General features: G+C 73.0%; 14 protein-coding genes. 5 read left to right on the top strand and 9 right to left on the bottom strand.

Annotation, left to right across the window (positions count from 1 at the left end; translation table 11 throughout):
- Nucleotides 1-352: 352 nt before the first annotated feature.
- Nucleotides 353-1,573, bottom strand: a complete 1,221-nt coding sequence (locus tag ACQPXD_RS38895; protein ID WP_432844118.1) for a hypothetical protein — start codon at nt 1,571-1,573, stop codon at nt 353-355.
- 96 nt (nt 1,574-1,669) lie between these two features.
- A complete protein-coding gene (locus ACQPXD_RS38890) occupies nt 1,670-2,704 on the bottom strand; it encodes a coiled-coil domain-containing protein (protein WP_432827077.1) in 1,035 nt (344 codons plus the stop codon).
- A gap of 79 nt (nt 2,705-2,783) precedes the next feature.
- Between ACQPXD_RS38890 and ACQPXD_RS38885 the strand changes: the two genes are divergently transcribed.
- Together ACQPXD_RS38885 and chrA are read left to right on the top strand one after the other, a co-directional pair.
- A complete protein-coding gene (locus ACQPXD_RS38885) occupies nt 2,784-3,524 on the top strand; it encodes a metalloregulator ArsR/SmtB family transcription factor (protein WP_432827075.1) in 741 nt (246 codons plus the stop codon).
- Nucleotides 3,521-4,684, top strand: coding sequence for a chromate efflux transporter (gene chrA, locus ACQPXD_RS38880; RefSeq protein WP_432827073.1), 1,164 nt, complete (start codon nt 3,521-3,523; stop codon nt 4,682-4,684). Before ACQPXD_RS38885 ends, chrA begins: the two co-directional genes overlap by 4 nt.
- Nucleotides 4,685-4,735: 51 nt before the next feature.
- Here the strand turns inward: chrA and ACQPXD_RS38875 are convergent, their stop codons facing one another.
- From ACQPXD_RS38875 to ACQPXD_RS38855, 5 genes are all read right to left on the bottom strand, one after another.
- Nucleotides 4,736-4,951 (bottom strand): ferredoxin, encoded by a 216-nt coding sequence (locus ACQPXD_RS38875; protein ID WP_432827071.1) that lies wholly within the window; start codon nt 4,949-4,951, stop codon nt 4,736-4,738.
- A gap of 10 nt (nt 4,952-4,961) precedes the next feature.
- Nucleotides 4,962-5,918, bottom strand: a complete 957-nt coding sequence (gene meaB, locus ACQPXD_RS38870) for a methylmalonyl Co-A mutase-associated GTPase MeaB (protein WP_432827069.1) — start codon at nt 5,916-5,918, stop codon at nt 4,962-4,964.
- Between the two features lie 17 nt (nt 5,919-5,935).
- Nucleotides 5,936-8,068 (bottom strand): methylmalonyl-CoA mutase, encoded by a 2,133-nt coding sequence (scpA, locus tag ACQPXD_RS38865; RefSeq protein WP_432827067.1) that lies wholly within the window; start codon nt 8,066-8,068, stop codon nt 5,936-5,938.
- Nucleotides 8,065-9,786 (bottom strand): methylmalonyl-CoA mutase family protein, encoded by a 1,722-nt coding sequence (locus ACQPXD_RS38860; protein WP_432827065.1) that lies wholly within the window; start codon nt 9,784-9,786, stop codon nt 8,065-8,067. Before ACQPXD_RS38860 ends, scpA begins: the two co-directional genes overlap by 4 nt.
- A 93-nt stretch (nt 9,787-9,879) precedes the next feature.
- Nucleotides 9,880-10,836, bottom strand: coding sequence for a DUF1152 domain-containing protein (locus tag ACQPXD_RS38855; RefSeq protein WP_432827063.1), 957 nt, complete (start codon nt 10,834-10,836; stop codon nt 9,880-9,882).
- A gap of 65 nt (nt 10,837-10,901) precedes the next feature.
- Here ACQPXD_RS38855 and ACQPXD_RS38850 point away from each other — a divergent pair, with 65 nt between their 5' ends.
- Nucleotides 10,902-12,146, top strand: a complete 1,245-nt coding sequence (locus ACQPXD_RS38850; protein ID WP_432827061.1) for an acyltransferase family protein — start codon at nt 10,902-10,904, stop codon at nt 12,144-12,146.
- 34 nt (nt 12,147-12,180) lie between these two features.
- Here the strand turns inward: ACQPXD_RS38850 and ACQPXD_RS38845 are convergent, their stop codons facing one another.
- Nucleotides 12,181-12,528 carry an MmcQ/YjbR family DNA-binding protein gene (locus ACQPXD_RS38845; protein WP_432827059.1) on the bottom strand — a complete coding sequence of 116 codons (348 nt, stop codon included), beginning with the start codon at nt 12,526-12,528 and terminating at the stop codon, nt 12,181-12,183.
- Between the two features lie 550 nt (nt 12,529-13,078).
- Entirely contained in the window at nt 13,079-13,669 is a 591-nt protein-coding gene (locus tag ACQPXD_RS38840; protein WP_432827057.1) for a TetR/AcrR family transcriptional regulator, read from the bottom strand.
- Nucleotides 13,670-13,774: 105 nt separating this feature from the next.
- On the opposite strand from ACQPXD_RS38840, the gene ACQPXD_RS38835 reads away from it, so the two are divergent.
- Nucleotides 13,775-14,902: a Gfo/Idh/MocA family protein gene (locus ACQPXD_RS38835; RefSeq protein WP_432827055.1), complete on the top strand. Its 1,128-nt coding sequence runs from the start codon at nt 13,775-13,777 to the stop codon at nt 14,900-14,902.
- Nucleotides 14,903-15,248: 346 nt separating this feature from the next.
- Entirely contained in the window at nt 15,249-17,972 is a 2,724-nt protein-coding gene (locus tag ACQPXD_RS38830) for a LamG-like jellyroll fold domain-containing protein (protein ID WP_432827053.1), read from the top strand.
- Nucleotides 17,973-17,974: the final 2 nt, after the last annotated feature.

Below are 17,974 nucleotides of genomic sequence, written 5' to 3'. Positions count from 1 at the left end.
AGGTCAGCCCGCCGGCGGCGAGGGTAGGCCAGTCTCTCCCCGTGCCGCCGCCGGTGGCCGGCGCGGCTAGGAGTTCCGCGCCACGGGTTGGGCCGGCGCGGCGCCGTGCCTGTCCCGGTCCGGCGGGCGACCGTAAGTCTCCGCGATCATGCGCATGCCGCTTCAATACCGTCGGTTTTTCATGATCGCGGAGACGTAATGTACCCATGGGTACACTAACGCTCCGTGATCATGAAAAACCCGTGGTGTCCGGATCGGTGCGTGCATGATCGCGGAGACTTACGGTCGGTCCGGCCTAGTGGGCTGCGTCATGTGCACGAGTGGGCAAAACCGGAAAATCCGGGCGGGGCGGTCAGGTGGTGAGGATGGTGCCGTCGGGCTGGCGGGTGCAGGTCACGGCGCGGGCGGGGGTCACCGCGGCCGTGTTCAGGCAGCGGGCCAGGACCGCCTGGCCGGCGGCGGTCGGGTGCCAGGACTCCTGGCAGGTCTGGAAGTACGACGCGCAGGTGTTGGCGATGCGCTCGATCGCGATCTTGTCCTTGCCGGACAGGCTCGTGACGAACGTGCCGGTCGGGCCGTCCTGCAGCCGGATCGGGGTGGCCAGGGCACCCGCCGGGCTGCCCGGGTGCTCGCACAGCCGGGCGCCGTCGAAGGCGTGCTGCACGTCCAGGAACACCAGGTCGGCGCTCGGGAACTCGGTGGCCATGGTGTTGCGCACGTTCTGCACCAGGGTGCCCAGGCCCTGCGAGAACAGGTGGCCGGCGGCCAGGCTGGCGCGGTGGATCGGGCAGCCGGCGGCGTACCGCACCGCGCCGAGCTCGCGGAACTTGTCCCGGTCGTCCTGGCGGCCGTCGGCCTCCCAGTAGGACGGGTCCAGGTCGAACGGCAGCGGGTTGGTGTAGTCCTGGAACACGACCCGGTGCTGGTGGTCGGCGTCGACCTGGTCGAGGGTGACGAGCAGCTGGCGGACGGCGGTGATCGTCTCGGCCTGGGCCGCGGCGTACTGCGCGGCGGTGGCCAGGTCGGCGGCGGAGCACGGGGACTGCTCGACCGGGCCGTTGAGGTACGCCCAGAACTCCCACCAGCCGGTCCACGCGTCGGCGATGAAGCGGTTGGCGCACTTCTCCGCCACGTCGCCGAAGGTGAACGAGCTGTTGTTCGAGCCGAGCCCGATCAGGACCAGGTCGATGTCGTGGGTCTGCGCGACCGCGCGGAGCTGGTCGAGCTGGGCGGCGACCGCGCGGCCCTTGTCGCGGGCGGAGGACGGCGCGGTGAAGTCGGCGGGGCGGCCGCCCGAGCAGGCGAGGTTGTAGCGGTCCGCGATGCCCGGCAGGCTCGCCTGCAGCAGCGAGGCGTTGGCCGAGCGGTGGCAGAAGTAGGCGTTGCTGTTCGCCGCCGACCAGCCGGGGAAGCCCTGGGCGACCCCGTTGACGTCGACGACCGGCTGATAGCTTCCGGCCCCCTCGCCGCTGATGAAGCTGTCGCCCAGCGCGACGGCGGCGGTGGGTAAGGCGGCGGCGGCCGGCGCGGCGGGCACGGCCAGGGCGCCGGCGGCGACGAGCGTCGCCACCAGTGCGGCACGGCGGATCAGGTACACGGGCGGTCTCCTCTGTTCCGGAACGTGAAGAGTTCTCGGATCAGACCATGGGACCTGCACCACCGTCAATGTCTAGTAGATGGAGAGGTGGACGTGGTTCGTATGGTCGCTGCTCGGATCGCCGTTGCCGCTGCGGTAGGCGTGCCAGCCCGCGGCCGGCGTCCAGATCTGGTGGAACCAGATCACGTACATCACGCCCAGCGCCTCGGCGTTGCGCACCAGCCACGTGGCCAGCGCCGTGCCGTAGTCCCTCGCCGCGCCGGTCGCGACGCCGCCGAAGCCGTCCGGGTCGGCGGCGAAGTCGCAGGCCCGGCCCTTCGGGTGCTCGTACGGCTGGCCCGGCGGCCGCCAGCACGACACGAAGTGGCCGAAGCCGGCCAGCCGCACCTGCTGCAGCGCGTGCAGCGTGCGCGGGGTCAGGCAGCCCTTCGTGGTCGGGTCGGGCAGGCTGCACGTCTCGGCCGGCCACGAGCCGTCGGCCCGGCGCGGGGCCGGTGCGGCGTTCACCGCCGGCGCCGTCCCGCTCGCGGTGGCGGCGGCGTCGAGGTCGAGCTGGGCCTCCAGGTTCTGGGCCGCGACGAGCGCCGCCTCCACCTCGGCCTTCTGCTCGGCCATGACGGCGAGCTGGTCCTGCTGCCGGGCCACCTCGGCATCCATGGCCGCCTTGGTCGCGGCCAGCTGGTCACGCACCGCGGCGACCTTGCGCAGCTGCTCGTTCTGCCGGCGGGCGACCAGCTCCAGGATGCTCACCCGGTCGGCGAAGACGCCCGGCGTCGGGCTGTCCAGGACCGCGGCCAGGTCCCGCATCCCGCCGCCGTTGGTGTAGGCGGCGACCGTGATGGTCTCGGTGTCGGCGCTCAGCCGGTCGTACCGCCGCTCCAGCTCCGCCTGCTGCGCGGCGAGCTCGGCCTGGCGCCGGTGGGAGGCGTCGAGCGCGTTCTGGGCGTCGATGTAGGCCCGGTTGGCCGCGTCGAGCTGCTGCGCGAGCTCGGCGGTGCCGCCCTCGGGGCCAGGGCTCGGCGCGGGTGGCGCGGCGGACGCGGCGGCCGGTGTCAGCAGGATCGCGAGCGCGCACAGGGCGGCCAGGATCCAGGGAGGTCTGGACATGTCCTCCTCCCCATCGGTCCGCCGGCGGATCGGTTGAGCGCTTCGGTACATCAAATCGGTTTGATGTATTCTGCCGGCCGTGGGACAAACGGAGCTGCCGGCGTTCGTGCGGGCCGCGGCGCATCCGGTGCGCTGGCGGCTGCTCGGTGAGCTGGCCCGAGGCGATCGGCAGGTGCACGAGCTCACCGCGCTCGTGGGGCGCAAGCAGAGTCTCGTGTCGTACCATCTGGGCCGGCTGCGCCAGGCGCGGCTGGTCGGCACCCGGCGCTCCTCCGCCGACGGCCGGGACGTCTACTACCGCCTCGACCTGACCCGCTGCGGGCAGCTGCTGGCCGCGGCCGGCGGGGCGCTGCACCCCGGGCTGCGGCTCGGCCCGCCCGCGGCGGCGGCCCCGGCGGCGACCCGGGTGCTGTTCCTGTGCACCGGCAACAGCTCCCGCTCGCAGATGGCCGAGGCGCTGCTGCGCCACCGCTCCGGCGGCGTGGTGGCGGCGTTCAGCGCCGGCAGCCGGCCCAAGCCGATCCATCCGGACGCGGTCGCGGCGATGGCCGCCCGCGGCATCGACCTGCGCGGCGCCCGGCCCAAGCACCTCGACGAGTTCGCCGGGCAGCACTTCGGCCACGTGATCACGCTGTGCGACCGGGTGCGCGAGGTGTGCCCCGAGTTCCCGGGCGCGCCGGCGGCGGTGCACTGGAGCATCCCCGACCCGGCCGCGGACCCGGCCGGCCGGCCGGCGTTCGACCGGGTCGCGACCGAGTTGGCCGAGCGCATCGAGTTCCTGCTGCACGTCATCGCCGCCGACGGTCCGGTGGCGCCGTGACCGCGCCGGAGCGGGTGAGCCTGGCCACCGTGCTGCGGGAGTGGGGCCGGATCGGCTGCGTCGGCTTCGGCGGCCCGCCGGCGCACATCGCGCTGCTGCGCAAGCTGTGCGTCGAGGACCGCAAGTGGCTCGACGCGCAGGAGTTCGAGGACGCGATCGCCGCCTGCAACCTGCTGCCCGGGCCGGCCTCGACCCAGCTGGCGATCTTCTGCGCCTGGCGGGTCCGCGGCCGGGTCGGCGCCCTGGTCGGCGGCGCCGCGTTCATCGTGCCCGGGCTGATCCTCATCCTCGCCCTGTCGGCGCTCTACCTCGAGACCGACCCGCCGGCGTGGGTCAAGGCCGCCGGGGCGGGCGCGGGCGCCGCCGTCGCCGCGGTGGCCGTGCAGGCCGGGATCGGCCTCATCCCGGCGGCCTGGCGGCGCGCGAAGCAGCAGAGCAGCCGTTCGCGATGGGTGCTGTACCTGCTCGCCGGCGCCGTCGCGGCCGCCACCATCGGGCCCTGGCTCGTGCTGCTGCTCATCGTGTGCGGCTTCGTCGAGATCGCCGCGCAGCGCGTCCCGGTCGCGCCGCGCCGAGGCCCGGCACCGGGTCTGCCGGTGCTCGCCGCGGCCGGGCTCGGCGGCGGGGTGCTGCTGACCGTCGCGTGGGTCGCGATCAAGGTCGGTGCCCTGTCGTACGGCGGCGGCTTCGTCATCATCCCGCTCATGCAGGCCGACGCCGTCGATCACTACCACTGGATGACCGGCGCGCAGTTCCTCAACGCGGTCGCGTTCGGCCAGATCACCCCCGGGCCCGTGGTGCACACCGTGGCCGTGGTCGGCTACGCCGCGGCGGGGCTCGGCGGCGGGCTGCTGGCCGCCGCGGTCGCGTTCAGCCCGTCGTTCGCGTTCGTGCTGTTCGGCGCGGACCGCTTCGACCGGCTGCGGGGCAACCGGGTGGTGCGCGTCTTCCTCGACGGGGCCGGCCCCGGTGCGATCGGGGCGATCCTCGGCTCGGCCGTCCCGCTGGCCCTGGAGCTGAGCGAGCCGTGGCAGTATGCCGTCCTCGCCGGCGCCGCCGTGCTCCTGCTGGCCCTGCGCCGCGGCCCGGTGCTGACCCTGCTGACCGCCGCCGCGGCCGGCGTGCTCATCGTCCACGCCGGCGGCCCGCTCGCCGGCTAGCCGCCGAGCCCGGTCGCCGCGGGGGCTGGCCGGCGGGGCGAGCCGGTCGCGCTAGACCTCGACGGGCTCGCCGGTCTCCAGGTCGAGCACCGAGATCGCCTCCATCGGGCAGGAGGCGACCGCGTCGAGCACGGCCTCGTCCGGCTCCACGTCCGGGGTCACGGGGTGCGAGCGGCCCTCGGCGTCGTCCAGCGCGAACCGGGCGGGCGCGATGCCCACGCAGCTGCCCGAGCCGATACACGTGCGGTTCACCGTGATGCGCCACATGCCGTACAACCTAAGCCGGCGAACCGCCGTGAAAGGCGGACAGCAGGGCCTCGGCGGCCTGGACCGGGGTGATCGTGCCGGCCAGTACGTCGCGCTCGACCCGCGGGGCCAGCTCGCGCACCGCGGGGCTGGTGCGCAGGCCGTCCAGCAGCGCGTCGCGGGTCATCGACCAGACCCAGCCCAGCTGCTGGCGCTCGCGCTTGGTGCGCAGCGCGCCCGAGGCGTCCAGGGTGTCGTGGTGGCGGGCGACCTGCGCCCACAGCTCGGGCAGGCCGGCGCCGGTCAGGCCGCTGCACGTCACGACCGGGGCCTGCCAGGCGTCGCGGCCGGTGCGCAGCAGCCGCAGGGCGCCGGACAGCTCGCGGGCCGCGGCCCGGGCGTCGGGCTCGTGCGGGCCGTCGGCCTTGTTGACCGCGATCACGTCGGCCAGCTCCAGCACGCCCTTCTTGATCCCCTGCAGCTGGTCGCCGGTGCGGGCCAGGGCCAGCAGCAGGAACGTGTCGACCATGTCGGCGACCGCGGTCTCGGACTGCCCGACGCCGACCGTCTCCACGAGTACCACGTCATAACCCGCCGCCTCGACCACCACCATCGCCTCCCGGGTGGCCCGGGCCACGCCGCCGAGCGTGCCGGAGGTGGGGGAGGGGCGCACGAACGCGGCGGGGTCGGCCGCCAGCCGGGTCATCCTCGTCTTGTCGCCCAGGATGCTGCCGCCGGTGCGGGTCGAGGACGGGTCGACGGCGAGCACCGCGACCTTGTGGCCCGCCGCCGTGAGCCGCGTGCCGAGCGCGTCGATGAAGGTGGACTTGCCGACGCCCGGCACGCCGGTCACGCCGACCCGCCGGGCCCGGCCGGCGTGCGGGGCGAGCGCGCCGAGCAGCTCCTGGGCGCGCTCGCGGTGGTCGGCGCGGGTGGACTCGACGAGCGTGATCGCCCGGGCGATCCAGGCCCGGGAGCCGCCCAGCACGCCGTCGACGAGCTCGCTCAGTGCTGCAACCGGGATCGCAGCACCTCCAGCAGCTCCAGGGCGGCGTCGGCGATGACGGTGCCGGGGCCGAAGATCGCGGCGGCGCCGGCCGCGCGCAGCTCGTCGTGGTCCTGGGGCGGGATCACGCCGCCGACCACGATCAGGATGTCGTCGCGGCCCATCGCGGCCAGCTCCGCCCGCAGCGCCGGCACCAGCGTGAGGTGGCCGGCGGCGAGGGAGTTGACGCCGACGATGTGCACGTCGGCCTCGACCGCCTGGCGGGCGACCTCCTCCGGGGTGGAGAACAGCGGGCCCACGTCGACGTCGAAGCCGAGGTCGGCGAAGGCGGTCGCGATCACCTTCTGGCCGCGGTCGTGGCCGTCCTGGCCCATCTTGGCCACCAGGATGCGCGGGCGGCGCCCCTCGGCCTCGGCGAACGCGTCGGTCGCGGCGCGCACGCGTTGCACGTTGCCCGCCCCGGCCGCCTCGTCGCGATACACGCCGGAGATGGTACGGATCTGCGCCGTGTGCCGCCCGAACACCTGCTCCAGCGCGTCGGAGATCTCGCCGACGGTGGCGTGCGCGCGGGCCGCGGCCACGGACAGCTCCAGCAGGTTCGCGCCGTTCGCGGCGCCGGCCGTGAGCGCCTCCAGCGCCGCGTCGCAGGCGGCCTGGTCACGCTCGGCGCGCAGCCGCCGCAGCCGGGCGATCTGCGCCGCGCGCACGGCGGAGTTGTCGACCTTGAGCACCTCGATCGACTCGTCGGTGTCCGGGCGGTACTTGTTCACCCCGATGACCGGCTGCCGGCCCGAGTCGATGCGGGCCTGGGTGCGTGCCGCCGCCTCCTCGATGCGCAGCTTCGGGATGCCCTCGCCGATCGCGCGGGCCATGCCGCCGGCCCGCTCGACCTCCTCGATGTGGTCCCAGGCGCGCCGGGCGAGGTCGTGGGTGAGCCGCTCCACGTAGGCGCTGCCGCCCCACGGGTCGATCACCCGAGTGGTGCCGGACTCCTGCTGCAGCAGCAGCTGCGTGTTGCGGGCGATGCGGGCGGAGAAGTCGGTCGGCAGCGCGAGGGCCTCGTCCAGGGCGTTGGTGTGCAGCGACTGGGTGTGCCCCTGGGTGGCCGCCATCGCCTCGACGCAGGTGCGCACCACGTTGTTGAACACGTCCTGCGCGGTCAGCGACCAGCCCGAGGTCTGGCAGTGCGTGCGCAGCGACAGCGACTTCGGGTTCTCGGCGCCGAAGTCACGCACCAGCCGCGACCACAGCAGCCGGCCGGCGCGTAGCTTCGCGACCTCCATGAAGAAGTTCATGCCGATGGCCCAGAAGAACGACAGCCGCGGCGCGAACGCGTCGACGCCGAGGCCGGCGTCGCGCCCGGCGCGCAGGTACTCCACGCCGTCGGCGAGCGTGTAGGCCAGCTCCAGGTCGGCGGTCGCCCCCGCCTCCTGGATGTGGTAGCCCGAGATCGAGATGGAGTTGAACTTCGGCATGTGCTTCGAGGTGTACCCGAAGATGTCGCCGATGATCCGCATCGAGGGCCCGGGCGGGTAGATGTAGGTGTTGCGGACCATGAACTCCTTGAGGATGTCGTTCTGGATGGTCCCGGACAGCTGCTCCGGGGCCACACCCTGCTCCTCGGCGGCGACGATGTAGAGCGCCAGCACCGGCAGTACCGCGCCGTTCATGGTCATCGACACGCTCATCCGGTCCAGCGGGATGCCCTCGAAGAGCCGGCGCATGTCGAGGATCGAGTCGATGGCCACGCCGGCCATGCCCACGTCGCCGGCGACCCGCGGGTGGTCGGAGTCGTAGCCGCGGTGGGTGGCCAGGTCGAAGGCGACCGACAGGCCCTTCTGGCCGCCGGCGAGGTTGCGGCGGTAGAACGCGTTGGACTCCTCGGCGGTGGAGAATCCGGCGTACTGCCGCACCGTCCACGGCTGCGTGGTGTACATCGTCGGGTAGGGGCCGCGCACGAAGGGCGCAATACCCGGGTACCCGTGCAGAAACTCCACGTCGGCGAGGTCCGCGGGGCCGTAGACGCCCTTGACGTCGATGCCCTCCGGCGTGTGCCACGCCTCGCCGGTGTCGACCGGGCCCGTTTCGGCGCGGGGGGTACCGAGGGCAACCTCGGAGAAGTCGGGGATCACGGCGCCACCACTCCCAGGTCCCGGTGTGTCTCGCGGAGCACTTCGAGCGCGTCGCAGCCGGTGTACAGGTAGGCGTCGACGCCCTCGTAGCCGGCCGGCTTCCCGGCCAGCCAGACCTTGGCGACGCCCTCGGCCTTGAGCCGCTGCGCGGTGGCCGCGGCCTCCTCGGCATACGAGCGGTCGGAGCCGCAGATGCAGGCCACCGGCGACGGGGCGTCGGCCAGCCGCACGCCGCCGGCCGCGAACAGGTTGCCGGCGAAGGACGCGCGGGCCGAGTGCGCGGCCGGCGAGCCGAGCGTGACCAGGCGCACCACCGGGGGTCGCGGCGCGGCGTCGGCGGCGTCACGCAGCCGTTCGAAGCCCCCGGAGTACCACATCCTCGGGAGGCCGCCCGAAGGCGGCGGCGGTGCCGGCGGTCGCACCGGGCGCCGCTCGTCGAGGTCGGGGAACTCCGACACGCCGGTGATCGCCTGGCGGCGGTGGGCGAGGTCGTCCTCGCGCCGCTGCCGGGTCGCCCCGATCCGGTCGCCGGCCATCCCGCTCGCCAGCGCCGCGGCCATCCCGCCGGCCCGCTCGACCTCGGTGAACACGTCCCAGGCGGCGTGCGCGAGGGCATCGGTGAGCCACTCCGCATACCACGACCCGCCGGCCGGGTCGAGCACCCGGGCGACCCCGGCCTCCTCGATCAGCAGCGACTGGGTGTTGCGGGCGATCCGCCGGGAGAACCCGTCGGGCAGGCCGAGCCGCGCGTCGAACGGCTGCACGGTGACCGCGTCCGCGCCGCCCACCCCGGCGGCGAAGCAGGCCACGGTCGTGCGCAGCAGGTTGGACCACGGGTCGCGGGCGGTCATCATCGCGTCGCTGGTGACCGCGTGCAGGCGCTGCCCGCCCAGGTGCGGCGCCTCGCAGACCTGCGCGACCCGGGACCAGATCCGCCGGGCGGCGCGCAGCTTGGCGATCGTGGCGAACTGGTCGGCGGTCGCGGCGAGGCGGAACTCGAGCTGCTGCAGCGCCATGCCGGCGCTGAGCCCGGCGCCGACCAGCTCGCGCAGGTAGGCCACGCCCGTGGCGGTGGCGTAGCCGATCTCCTGGGCGTCGCTCGCCCCGGCGTTGTGGTAAACGGTCGCGTCGACGGTGGCGACCGGGATCGCCGACATTTTCGACAGCAGTGAAATAACCGACATGTCGGGTTTTTCGCCGGTACGGGCGGAAAAGCCGAGCGGGTCGGCGCCCAGGTTGCCCGACTTGTCCGCACCGGGCAGCGCCAGGAACGCGCGGGCCGCCGCCAGGGTGTCGGCGCCGTTGTCCAGCACCACCGGGGCCAGCTCCAGGTAAACGCCGTCGAGCGCCTCGGCGAGGTCGCCGGGCGCGATGCCGGCCAGCCACAGCGAGGTCGCACCGTGCTCCAGGTCGGCCAGCGCGGCGGCGCGGGTCGTCTTCGGGTCGGGGTCGGCGTGGCGCTGCCGCACGTCCCACGGCCGCGGCCCGCCGTGGCCGCCGCGCACGAACGGCGGCTCGCCGGGCAGCCCGGCCGGCGGGACGGACGCCGCGTGGGCGGCCGTGAACAGCGGCGCGACGCGCAGGCCGTCATAGGTCTCGGTGGCCAGCAGGTCCTCGACCGCCTCGGGGGGCGTGTCGTCGCCGGCCAGCCCGGACTTGCGCAGCACGCCGAGCGCTAGCCGCCGCCAGTCCTGCAGTTGCTCCGCTGGGGCGTTCATGACCGGATGCTATGTGCGCGCGCCGCCCGAGCGGGCGGGCGTGTGACAACCTCCACCCGCGCATTTTGTCACCGTTGGTACGCGAGGGGACACCTAGTGCGGAAACGCGCGGGCCGCCCGCGGCGTCACCTCCGCGCGGAACGCCTCGATGCGGCCCGCCACCTGGCGCATGCCGAGCGTGTCCTCCAGCCGGTCCAGGTAGAGCGAGCGCGCGGCCAGCCCGGCCACGGTGAACGAGAAGTAGATCGCCATGAGCGGGTTGACGAAGAGCCGGCTGCCCGCGGTCCGATGGGTGAAGCGCACGTCGCCGAACTCGCCGCCGACCGCCGCGGCGATCTGCCCGTTGACGATGCTCGGCCGCAGCGGGGTGTGGCGCTGCGCGTGCGCGACGGCACTGCGGTAGAGCAGCGCCTCGGCGCTCGCCGACGGGATCGACAGGGCGCCGAGGTACGCCCCGGCCCGGTCCAGCGCGGCGATGTTCTCCAGCACCTGCGAGTGGTTCACCCCGTGGTAGGCGTCGATGCCGAAGCCGAGGCAGGTGACCAGCCGGGTCGGCACCTCGGCCAGCCCGTTGACGGCGGCCAGGCTCGTCATGTCCTCGGCCGGCGTGCCCAGCCCGGACTCGTCGCCGCGCATGAGGATGTCGGTGCCGCCGTCGACCAGCACGATCGCGTCGATGTCCAGGCGGCGGACGAGTTCGCGGTACGCCTCCCGGAGCGGTTGCACGCCGGTTTTCGCGAATGCGTAAACATTGGCGGGCATCTGCGCGTCACGCAGCCAGCGGGCGAGCGTCCGCTCGGGAAAATAATCGTCGAGCCCGGCGACGTCCGGCCCGACGGCGGCCAGGTTGGGCGCGAGGAACACGTCGATATCCAGCAGTTCCAATGGCGTGAAGGATAGATTTCCGAGGTGTACGTCCACGCCGTCGGCGCGCAGCGCGAAGGCGAGCGGTAACCCCGCGTACACGTCGAATCCGCCGCCGGCGCCGGCGATCAACACGTTGCGTGCTCCGCGCAATGCGGAGAAGAGCGGCGGGACCCCGAGTTCCATACCCGCCAGCCTCCCATTGATGGACAGGGTTTCCCCGTTCGCATGCCGGCGCGGTACAGTGCCGCGTGCTCAACGTAGCTACCCCCACCACGAGAGCCCAGTCGTCCGCCGGCTCACTGCGGCGTGAGGGCCGCCTGGCCGCGCTCGACGGGCTGCGACTGTGCGCCGCGCTACTGGTTGTCCTGTATCACTTCGTCGGCACAGCGAAGTCGCACATCTGGGTGCACCACAACGCCGAAGAGTTCGGCCTGCTCTACAAGTTCGCGACGTACGGCTACCTCGGCGTCCAGCTGTTCTTCATGATCAGCGGATTTGTCATCTGCATGAGCTCCTGGGACCGGTCGCTGCGGGACTTCTTCATCTCGCGCACGGTCCGGCTCTTCCCGATGTACTGGGTCGCGATCGTCATCTCCACGATCGTCGTGCGCCTCAACAAGCCGCTCGCCGACGCGACCACCGTGATCCACGGCCCGAAGACGCTGTCCGACCTGCTGGTGAACTTCACCATGGCGCAGGACGCCTTCGGTGTGCCCAGCGTGGACGCCGTCTACTGGACCCTCTGGGCCGAGCTGCGCTTCTACTTACTCTTCGCGATCGTCGTCGCGATGGGGCTCACCTACAAGCGGGTGCTGGCCTTCTGCATGCTGTGGATGGTCGCCGGCATCTTCACCTACGGCATGACCGACAACCCGTGGGTCCAGCTGATCATCCAGCCCGCCTACATGCCGTACTTCGTCGCCGGCGTCCTGCTCTACCTGGTGCACCGCTTCGGCTCGACCCCGCTGCTGTGGGGGCTCGTCGGGGTCTGCCTGCTCATCGCCCAGCACCAGGTGCTGCTCGACACCCGCCACTTCAACCAGTTCCTGCCGGCCGACATGCAGTGGATCTTCTCGGCCGCCCTGCTGTGCGCGTTCTTCGCCGCCGTGAGCGCGGTCGCGCTGGGCTGGCTGAGCTGGGCGCGCTGGAAGTGGCTGACCGTCGCCGGGGCGATGACCTACCCGCTGTACCTGCTGCACCAGGACATCGGCGTGATCACCATCCGGACGCTCAAGGGCAAGGTCGCCGCGTGGCCGCTGCTGTTCGCCGCGATCGCCGGGCTGCTGGTGCTGGCCTACCTGTGCCATCGGCTCATCGAGCGGCCGTTCGCGCCGCGGCTGAAGCAGATGCTCCGGGCGAGCTTCGACTTCAACCCGCGCCCGCGGACCATCCCGGCGCAGCGCACCGCACCGCCCCAGGAGACCGTCCCGCCCGCGCCGCCGGCGGCGGTGGCCGAGCGGCGGGCCGGCGACGAGCAGGTGGTCGAGGTCTAGCCGGTCCGGGTGGCACCGGGGGTGGCGCTCGGCCTCACGAGACCCCCTGGTGCCACTCGGCGTACACCCGCTTGGGCACCACCATGCGCCAGGCGTCGACGATGAGGCCGCGCAGCTCGCCGTCGTCGAGCCGGTCGAGGTGGGCACACACCCAGTGGTACCGCAAATCCGAGAACTGCGGCAGGAAGAACCGCTCCGGCTCGGCGGCGACCAGCGCCGCCCGCTCCTCCCTCGGAAACGCGAACCCGAGCGTGGTCTCGTCCTGGGACAGGGCGAGGTAGACGATCCGCCCGACCCGGAACTTGACCCGGTCGCGGATCAGATGCTCGGTCGTGCGCGGCAGGCTCAGCGCCACCTCTCGCACGTGATCGACGCTCCCCATCCGCCTATGTTGGCACCTCCCGGCGGCGGAAGCCTCACCTCGCCGCCGCCGCGCCGTCCTCGACGCCGACGGCGACCGCACGACGATTCAGGGCCTGTCGTTGATCGCGGCGATGTGCATGCACCGCGGCTTCGTAGCGCACCCCAGGTGCGCCACCCCGGGCCGCGACGGCGCGGTTGCGCCCGACCGCACTCCACCGTGGCGCGGCTGGTCGAAGGCGGGTGGCCGGCCGCCATCGACGCCGACTTGCGCCCTCCCACGCCGCCAGATCCAGCGGCCGGCTCAACCCCGCCGATCCAGAGCGGCGCGACCCCCAGTGGCCCCGCCCCGCCGCGCGCGGCGCTGGTGGCCCCTGCGGCCGGTGCGGCGTTTTGCTTCCGTGATCATGCGCCGGAGGCGTCCACTTGCTGGGATCTTCATGATCGCGGAGTGATAGTGCCGCTCCTGGTACATCGTCGCTCCACGATCATGGAGATCCCGCCATTCGGGACGCTTATCGGCATGATCACGGAAAGAAAGCGCCCCCGACCTCGACACGGGCGCTCAGCGGTCAGGAGATCGGCAGGGCGGGCAGGGCCATCTCGGCGATCCGGCGGAGCTCCGATCTGGTGGCCCCGTTGGCCGCCTGGGTGGCGATGCCGTCGGTGATGGCGGCGACGAGGTTGGCCAGCGTCGCGGGATCGGTGCCGGCGGGCAGGTCGCCCTCGGCGCGGGCCCGCTGCAGGCGCTGGCGCAGGGCCGCGACGCTCGTCTTGCGGAGGGCGGCGACCGCTTGCCGGATCGACTCGGCTTCCGGGCCGCAGGGCTGGACGTTGGCGACGCTGAGGCAGCCGCGCGGGGTGCCCGGACCGGCGGTCAGCTCGATGGCGCCGAAGACGAGCCGCTCGATCACCTCCCGCGCGGTGGGCAGGTCGAGCGCTTCCCGGGCGTAGGCGGCCGGTCCGGTCGTGTACCGGTCCAGGACCTTGGCGAACAGCTGCTCCTTGTTGCCGAACACGGCATACAGGCTCGGGCGGTTGACGCCCATCGCCTCGGTCAGCTCCGACAGTGCGGCGCCCTCGTATCCGTGGCGCCAGAAGACCTCCAGCGCCCGGTCGAGGGCCGCGTCGGCGTCGAACGTTCTCGGCCGTCCGCCTGGCATGGCACCTCCAATTTTACCGATCGGTACGTTACTCCTTGACCCGCCGGCGAGCGAGGGCCTAATTTTGTACCGCTCGTTTAAAAATCGGTGGAATGGGGGCGGTACATGACGAACGGCAGGATTCGGGTCGGCATCGTCGGCGCGAGCCCGGACGGAGGCTGGGCCGCACAGGCGCATCTGCCCGCCCTCGCGATGCTCGACGAGTATCGGGTCACCGCGGTGGCGACGACCCGCACCGGCAGCGCTCGCCGGGCCGCCGAGCGCTTCCGTGCGCCGTCGGCCTTCACCAGCGCGGCGGAGCTGGCCGCGCATCCCGAGGTGGACCTGGTCGTGGTGTCGGTGCGCACGGCGGGCCACGCGGAGGCCGTCCGGGCCGCGATCGGGTCGGGCAAGCACGTGCTGTCGGAGTGGCCCCTCGGCGTCGACGCGGACGAGGCCACGGCGCTGGCCCGCGCCGCCGACGGCGCGGGCGTCGTGCACGCCGTGGGATTGCAGGTGTACCACTCGCCCGGCGCCCGCTTCGTCCGGGACCTGCTCGCCGCCGGCCGGCTCGGTCGCGTCGAGTCGGTGAGCTTCGTCGGCGCCGCCGACCCGCTCGGCGGCAGCCGCATCCCGCAGTCCCTCGCCTGGAGCACCACCCCCGCCGCCGCGACCGGCGTGCTCATGATCATGGCGGGACACACCCTGGCCGCGATCGACCAGATCGCCGGTGAGCTGGTTGAGGTGAGCGCGATGGCGGCCAGCCGGCACGACCGCGTCACCGTGATCGAAACCGGGCAGCTCGTCGACAACCATATCGCCGGACAGCTGGCGTTCGTCGGCCGGTTCGGCGACGGCGCCCTCGCCTCGATCAGCCTGCACGGCGGCAGCGCGCCCGGCCCGGACGGGTTCCTGCTCAAGGTCGCCGGCACCGAAGGCACGCTGACCATCACCCCGGCCCGGACCGGCGAGTACATGAACTGGGCCGATTGGCGCGTGGGCCTGGCACCGGCCGGCGGCGCACCGCGGGAGCTGCCGGTGCCGGCCCGCTATCGAACCGTCCCGTCCGGCGCGGCCGGCGGGCCCGTTGCCAACGTTGCCGCGCTGTACCGCGACCTCGCCACCGCCATCCGCGAGCACCGCCCGGCCCATCCCGACTTCCACACCGCCGTGCGCCACCAGCGCACCCTCGCCGCCATCGACCGGGCCGCCCGGACCGGCGTCTGTCAGGTGCTTGAAACCCCGCGCCGATAAGGTTCGCCCCGCCGAGGATCCCGCGCGGAGACTTCCGGTCGCTGCATGCTCCGTGGCGGCCGGTGCCGGGCGGGTGGGACGTGAGCGCCGACCGCGCCCCGCCCAGCGCGTCGGGATGTGCAGGCCGGCCAATTGGTGCCGACACCGCGTCGAGGCGCAGCGCATCGTCGCCAGTCATGCGTCAATCGAAGCGCCCGCGGCGCCTGCCGGCACTGGGGCGGCCCGGCCAGTTGCCATGGTAGGGATTTCCCCGCCACCGTGAAAGATCGGTGAAAGCCCCGGCTGATGGACTTCGAGCGGCGAATTGTGTCGCATCGATCTACGGGGGACGGCCTTGTTCGAACGCGTGACGCGGCGGTGGTTCCTGGCCGCACTGATGGCCATTGCGGTGCTGTCGCCGGTCTCCCCGGCGGCGGCCGGACCGTCCACATCGGACACGCCGGTGAAGGCGCCGGACTCGGCGACCGCCGTGCGGCAGGCGCGTGCGTCGGGCGCCCGGGTGGAGGTGACCGGGCTGCGGTCGGCGTCCACGCGGATCTACGCGACGCCGCGCGGTACCTTCGTCGCCACGATCGCCGCGGGCGCGTCTACCCAGGCGGCCGGCGGGTTCGGCGGCGATTGGACGATGATCAACGAGCGGCACCCGGACCAGCAGTACTGGTCGTACGACCGGGGCGAGCACGCCAAGGTCGGCTACGTCGAGCAGGCGGGTGACGGCTGGGAGCGGTACCGCTCGATCTGGCAGATCGATCTGAACGCGCTGCGCGGCAAGCAGATCCTCTCCGCGACGTTCAGCTCCTACCTGCTGCACTCCTACTCGTGCGGCGACACGTGGACCGACCTGTATGCGACCGACGGGATCGGACCGGGCACCACCTGGAACACCAACTGGTTCAGCTGGCCGGGGGACCGCTGGCTCGCCAACGCGCTGAACAGCAACTGTGATGACGCGGCCGACTTCTACACCGAGTGGGGCTCGACCAAGCTGCGCGACTGGGTCGCCGGCGCGACCGGCAACGGCGGGATCACGCTGGGCCTGCGCGCCAGCGACGAGGGCACGATCAACCTGGGCTGGAAGAAGTTCGACGAGGGCCGGACGGTGCTGTCGGTGGAGTTCAACTCCTACCCCGGCGTGCCCGACGCGATGTCGGTGTCGAACAAGCCGTGCGCGCAGGGGGCCGACCGCCCGTATGTCGGCACCACGACGCCGGTCCTGCGGGCGCGATCGTCCGATCCGGACGGTGGGCTGGTCAACACCTGGTTCGCGTGGGGCGAGCGGAACGCGGACGGCAGCATCAAGACGCCGTTGACCACCGCGCACCAGGACAGCGTGCCGTCGGGCGGCACCGCCCAGGTGACCGTCGCGCCGGCGCTCGTGGCGGGCCGGACATACGGGTTCCGGACCCAGGCGAACGACGGCCTGGCGATCGGGCCCGACTCGGCCTTCTGCGAGTTCACCGTGGACACGACGGCGCCGGACCGGCCACCGGCCGCCGAGTCGGCCGACGGCCTGTACCTGAACGACAACGCCATCCACGGCGGCGTCGGCGTCAGCGGGTCGTTCCGCCTCTCGGCCGGCGGGGTCGCGGACGTGGCCGGCTACCGGTACGGCCTGGCCTCGCCGCCGCTGGACTACGTGGCGGCCGGCTCGGTCGGCGGCACGGCGATCGCCGCGGTGACGCCCGACCGGCGCGGCACCAACAAGCTGTACGTGCAGTCGGTCGACCGGGCCGGGAACACCTCGGACATCGCCGAGTACGTCTTCCGGGCCGGTTCGGGCCGCCCACCGGCGGGTGTGTGGACGCTCGGCGAGACGTCCGGCACCACGCTCGCCGACTCGTCCGGCAAGGGGCACCCGGCGACGCTGAGCGGCGGCACCCTCGGGCAGCCCAGCCGGATCGTCGACCGGCACGTTGCGCTGCACCTGAGCGGCGACCCCACCAACTACGCGGCGACCACCGGCGGGCCGATCGTGCCCAACGACGAGAGCTTCAGCGTCGCGGCCTGGGCGCGGCTCACCGACAACGGCACCTTCCGCACCGCGGTGGCCCAGGACGGCGTGCACGCCAGCGGCTTCTACCTGCAGTACAGCAAGGCGGACGACCGGTGGACGTTCAGCCTCACCGACGAGGACAAGGACAACGCGGCCACCACGCGGATCTCCTCCACCCGGCCGCCCCGGTTGGGCGCCTGGACCCACCTCGTGGGCACCTACGACTCGGCGACCCGGCGCGCGGCGCTCTTCGTCGACGGCGTGGAGCAGGGATCGGTGAGCGTACCGCCGGCGTGGAACCCGTCCGGGCCGCTGACCATCGGCCGCGGCCTGTGGAACGGCGCACCCGTCGACTTCTGGGCGGGCGAGCTGACCGACGTGCGGGTGTGGGACCGGCGCATCTACCCCAGCGAGGTGGCCGAGCTCGCGCAGGAAACGACGAACGTCGGCGACTGGCGCTTCGAGGAGGCGTCCGGCGCCGCCGGCGACTCGTCGGGCTTCCAGCGCTCGCTCACGCTCGCCCCGAGGGCCACCCGCACCACCGGGCACCGAGGCACCGGGCGAGCATTGGCCTGCGACGGTACGACCGGGTACGCCGCGTCGGCGGTGAGGGTGCTCAACACCGAGCAGAGCTTCGCGGTGTCGGCGTGGGTGCGCCTCGACGACGCGGCGAACCCGTGGCAGACCGCGGTCAGCGCGGACGGGTCGGCGACGAGCTCGTTCTTCCTGCAGTACTCGCAGGGCTTCAACCGCTGGGCGTTCTCGATCACGCCGGACGACGTCGCGGTACCCACGCCGGCCCGGGCGCTGTCCACCGCCGCGCCGCGGGTGGGGGAGTGGACCCACCTGGTCGGCGTCTACGACGCCGGCACCCGCACCGCCCGTCTCTACGTCAACGGCCAGGTCACCGGCGTGGTGGACGTGCCGTCCAGCTGGCGCGCGCCGGGCGTGCTCAACGTGTGCCGGGCCCGCCACAACGGCGGACCGGTGGACTACTTCGACGGTGCCGTCGACGACGTGCGCGTCATTGCCGGAGTGCCGACCGACGTCGACATCGTCTCCCTCTACAACGAATAGGG

The sequence above is a fragment of the Dactylosporangium sp. CA-092794 genome (assembly GCF_050948465.1).
In the GTDB taxonomy this organism is placed as follows: Bacteria; Actinomycetota; Actinomycetes; order Mycobacteriales; family Micromonosporaceae; genus Dactylosporangium.
This window is presented reverse-complemented; position numbering and strand designations above follow the sequence as displayed.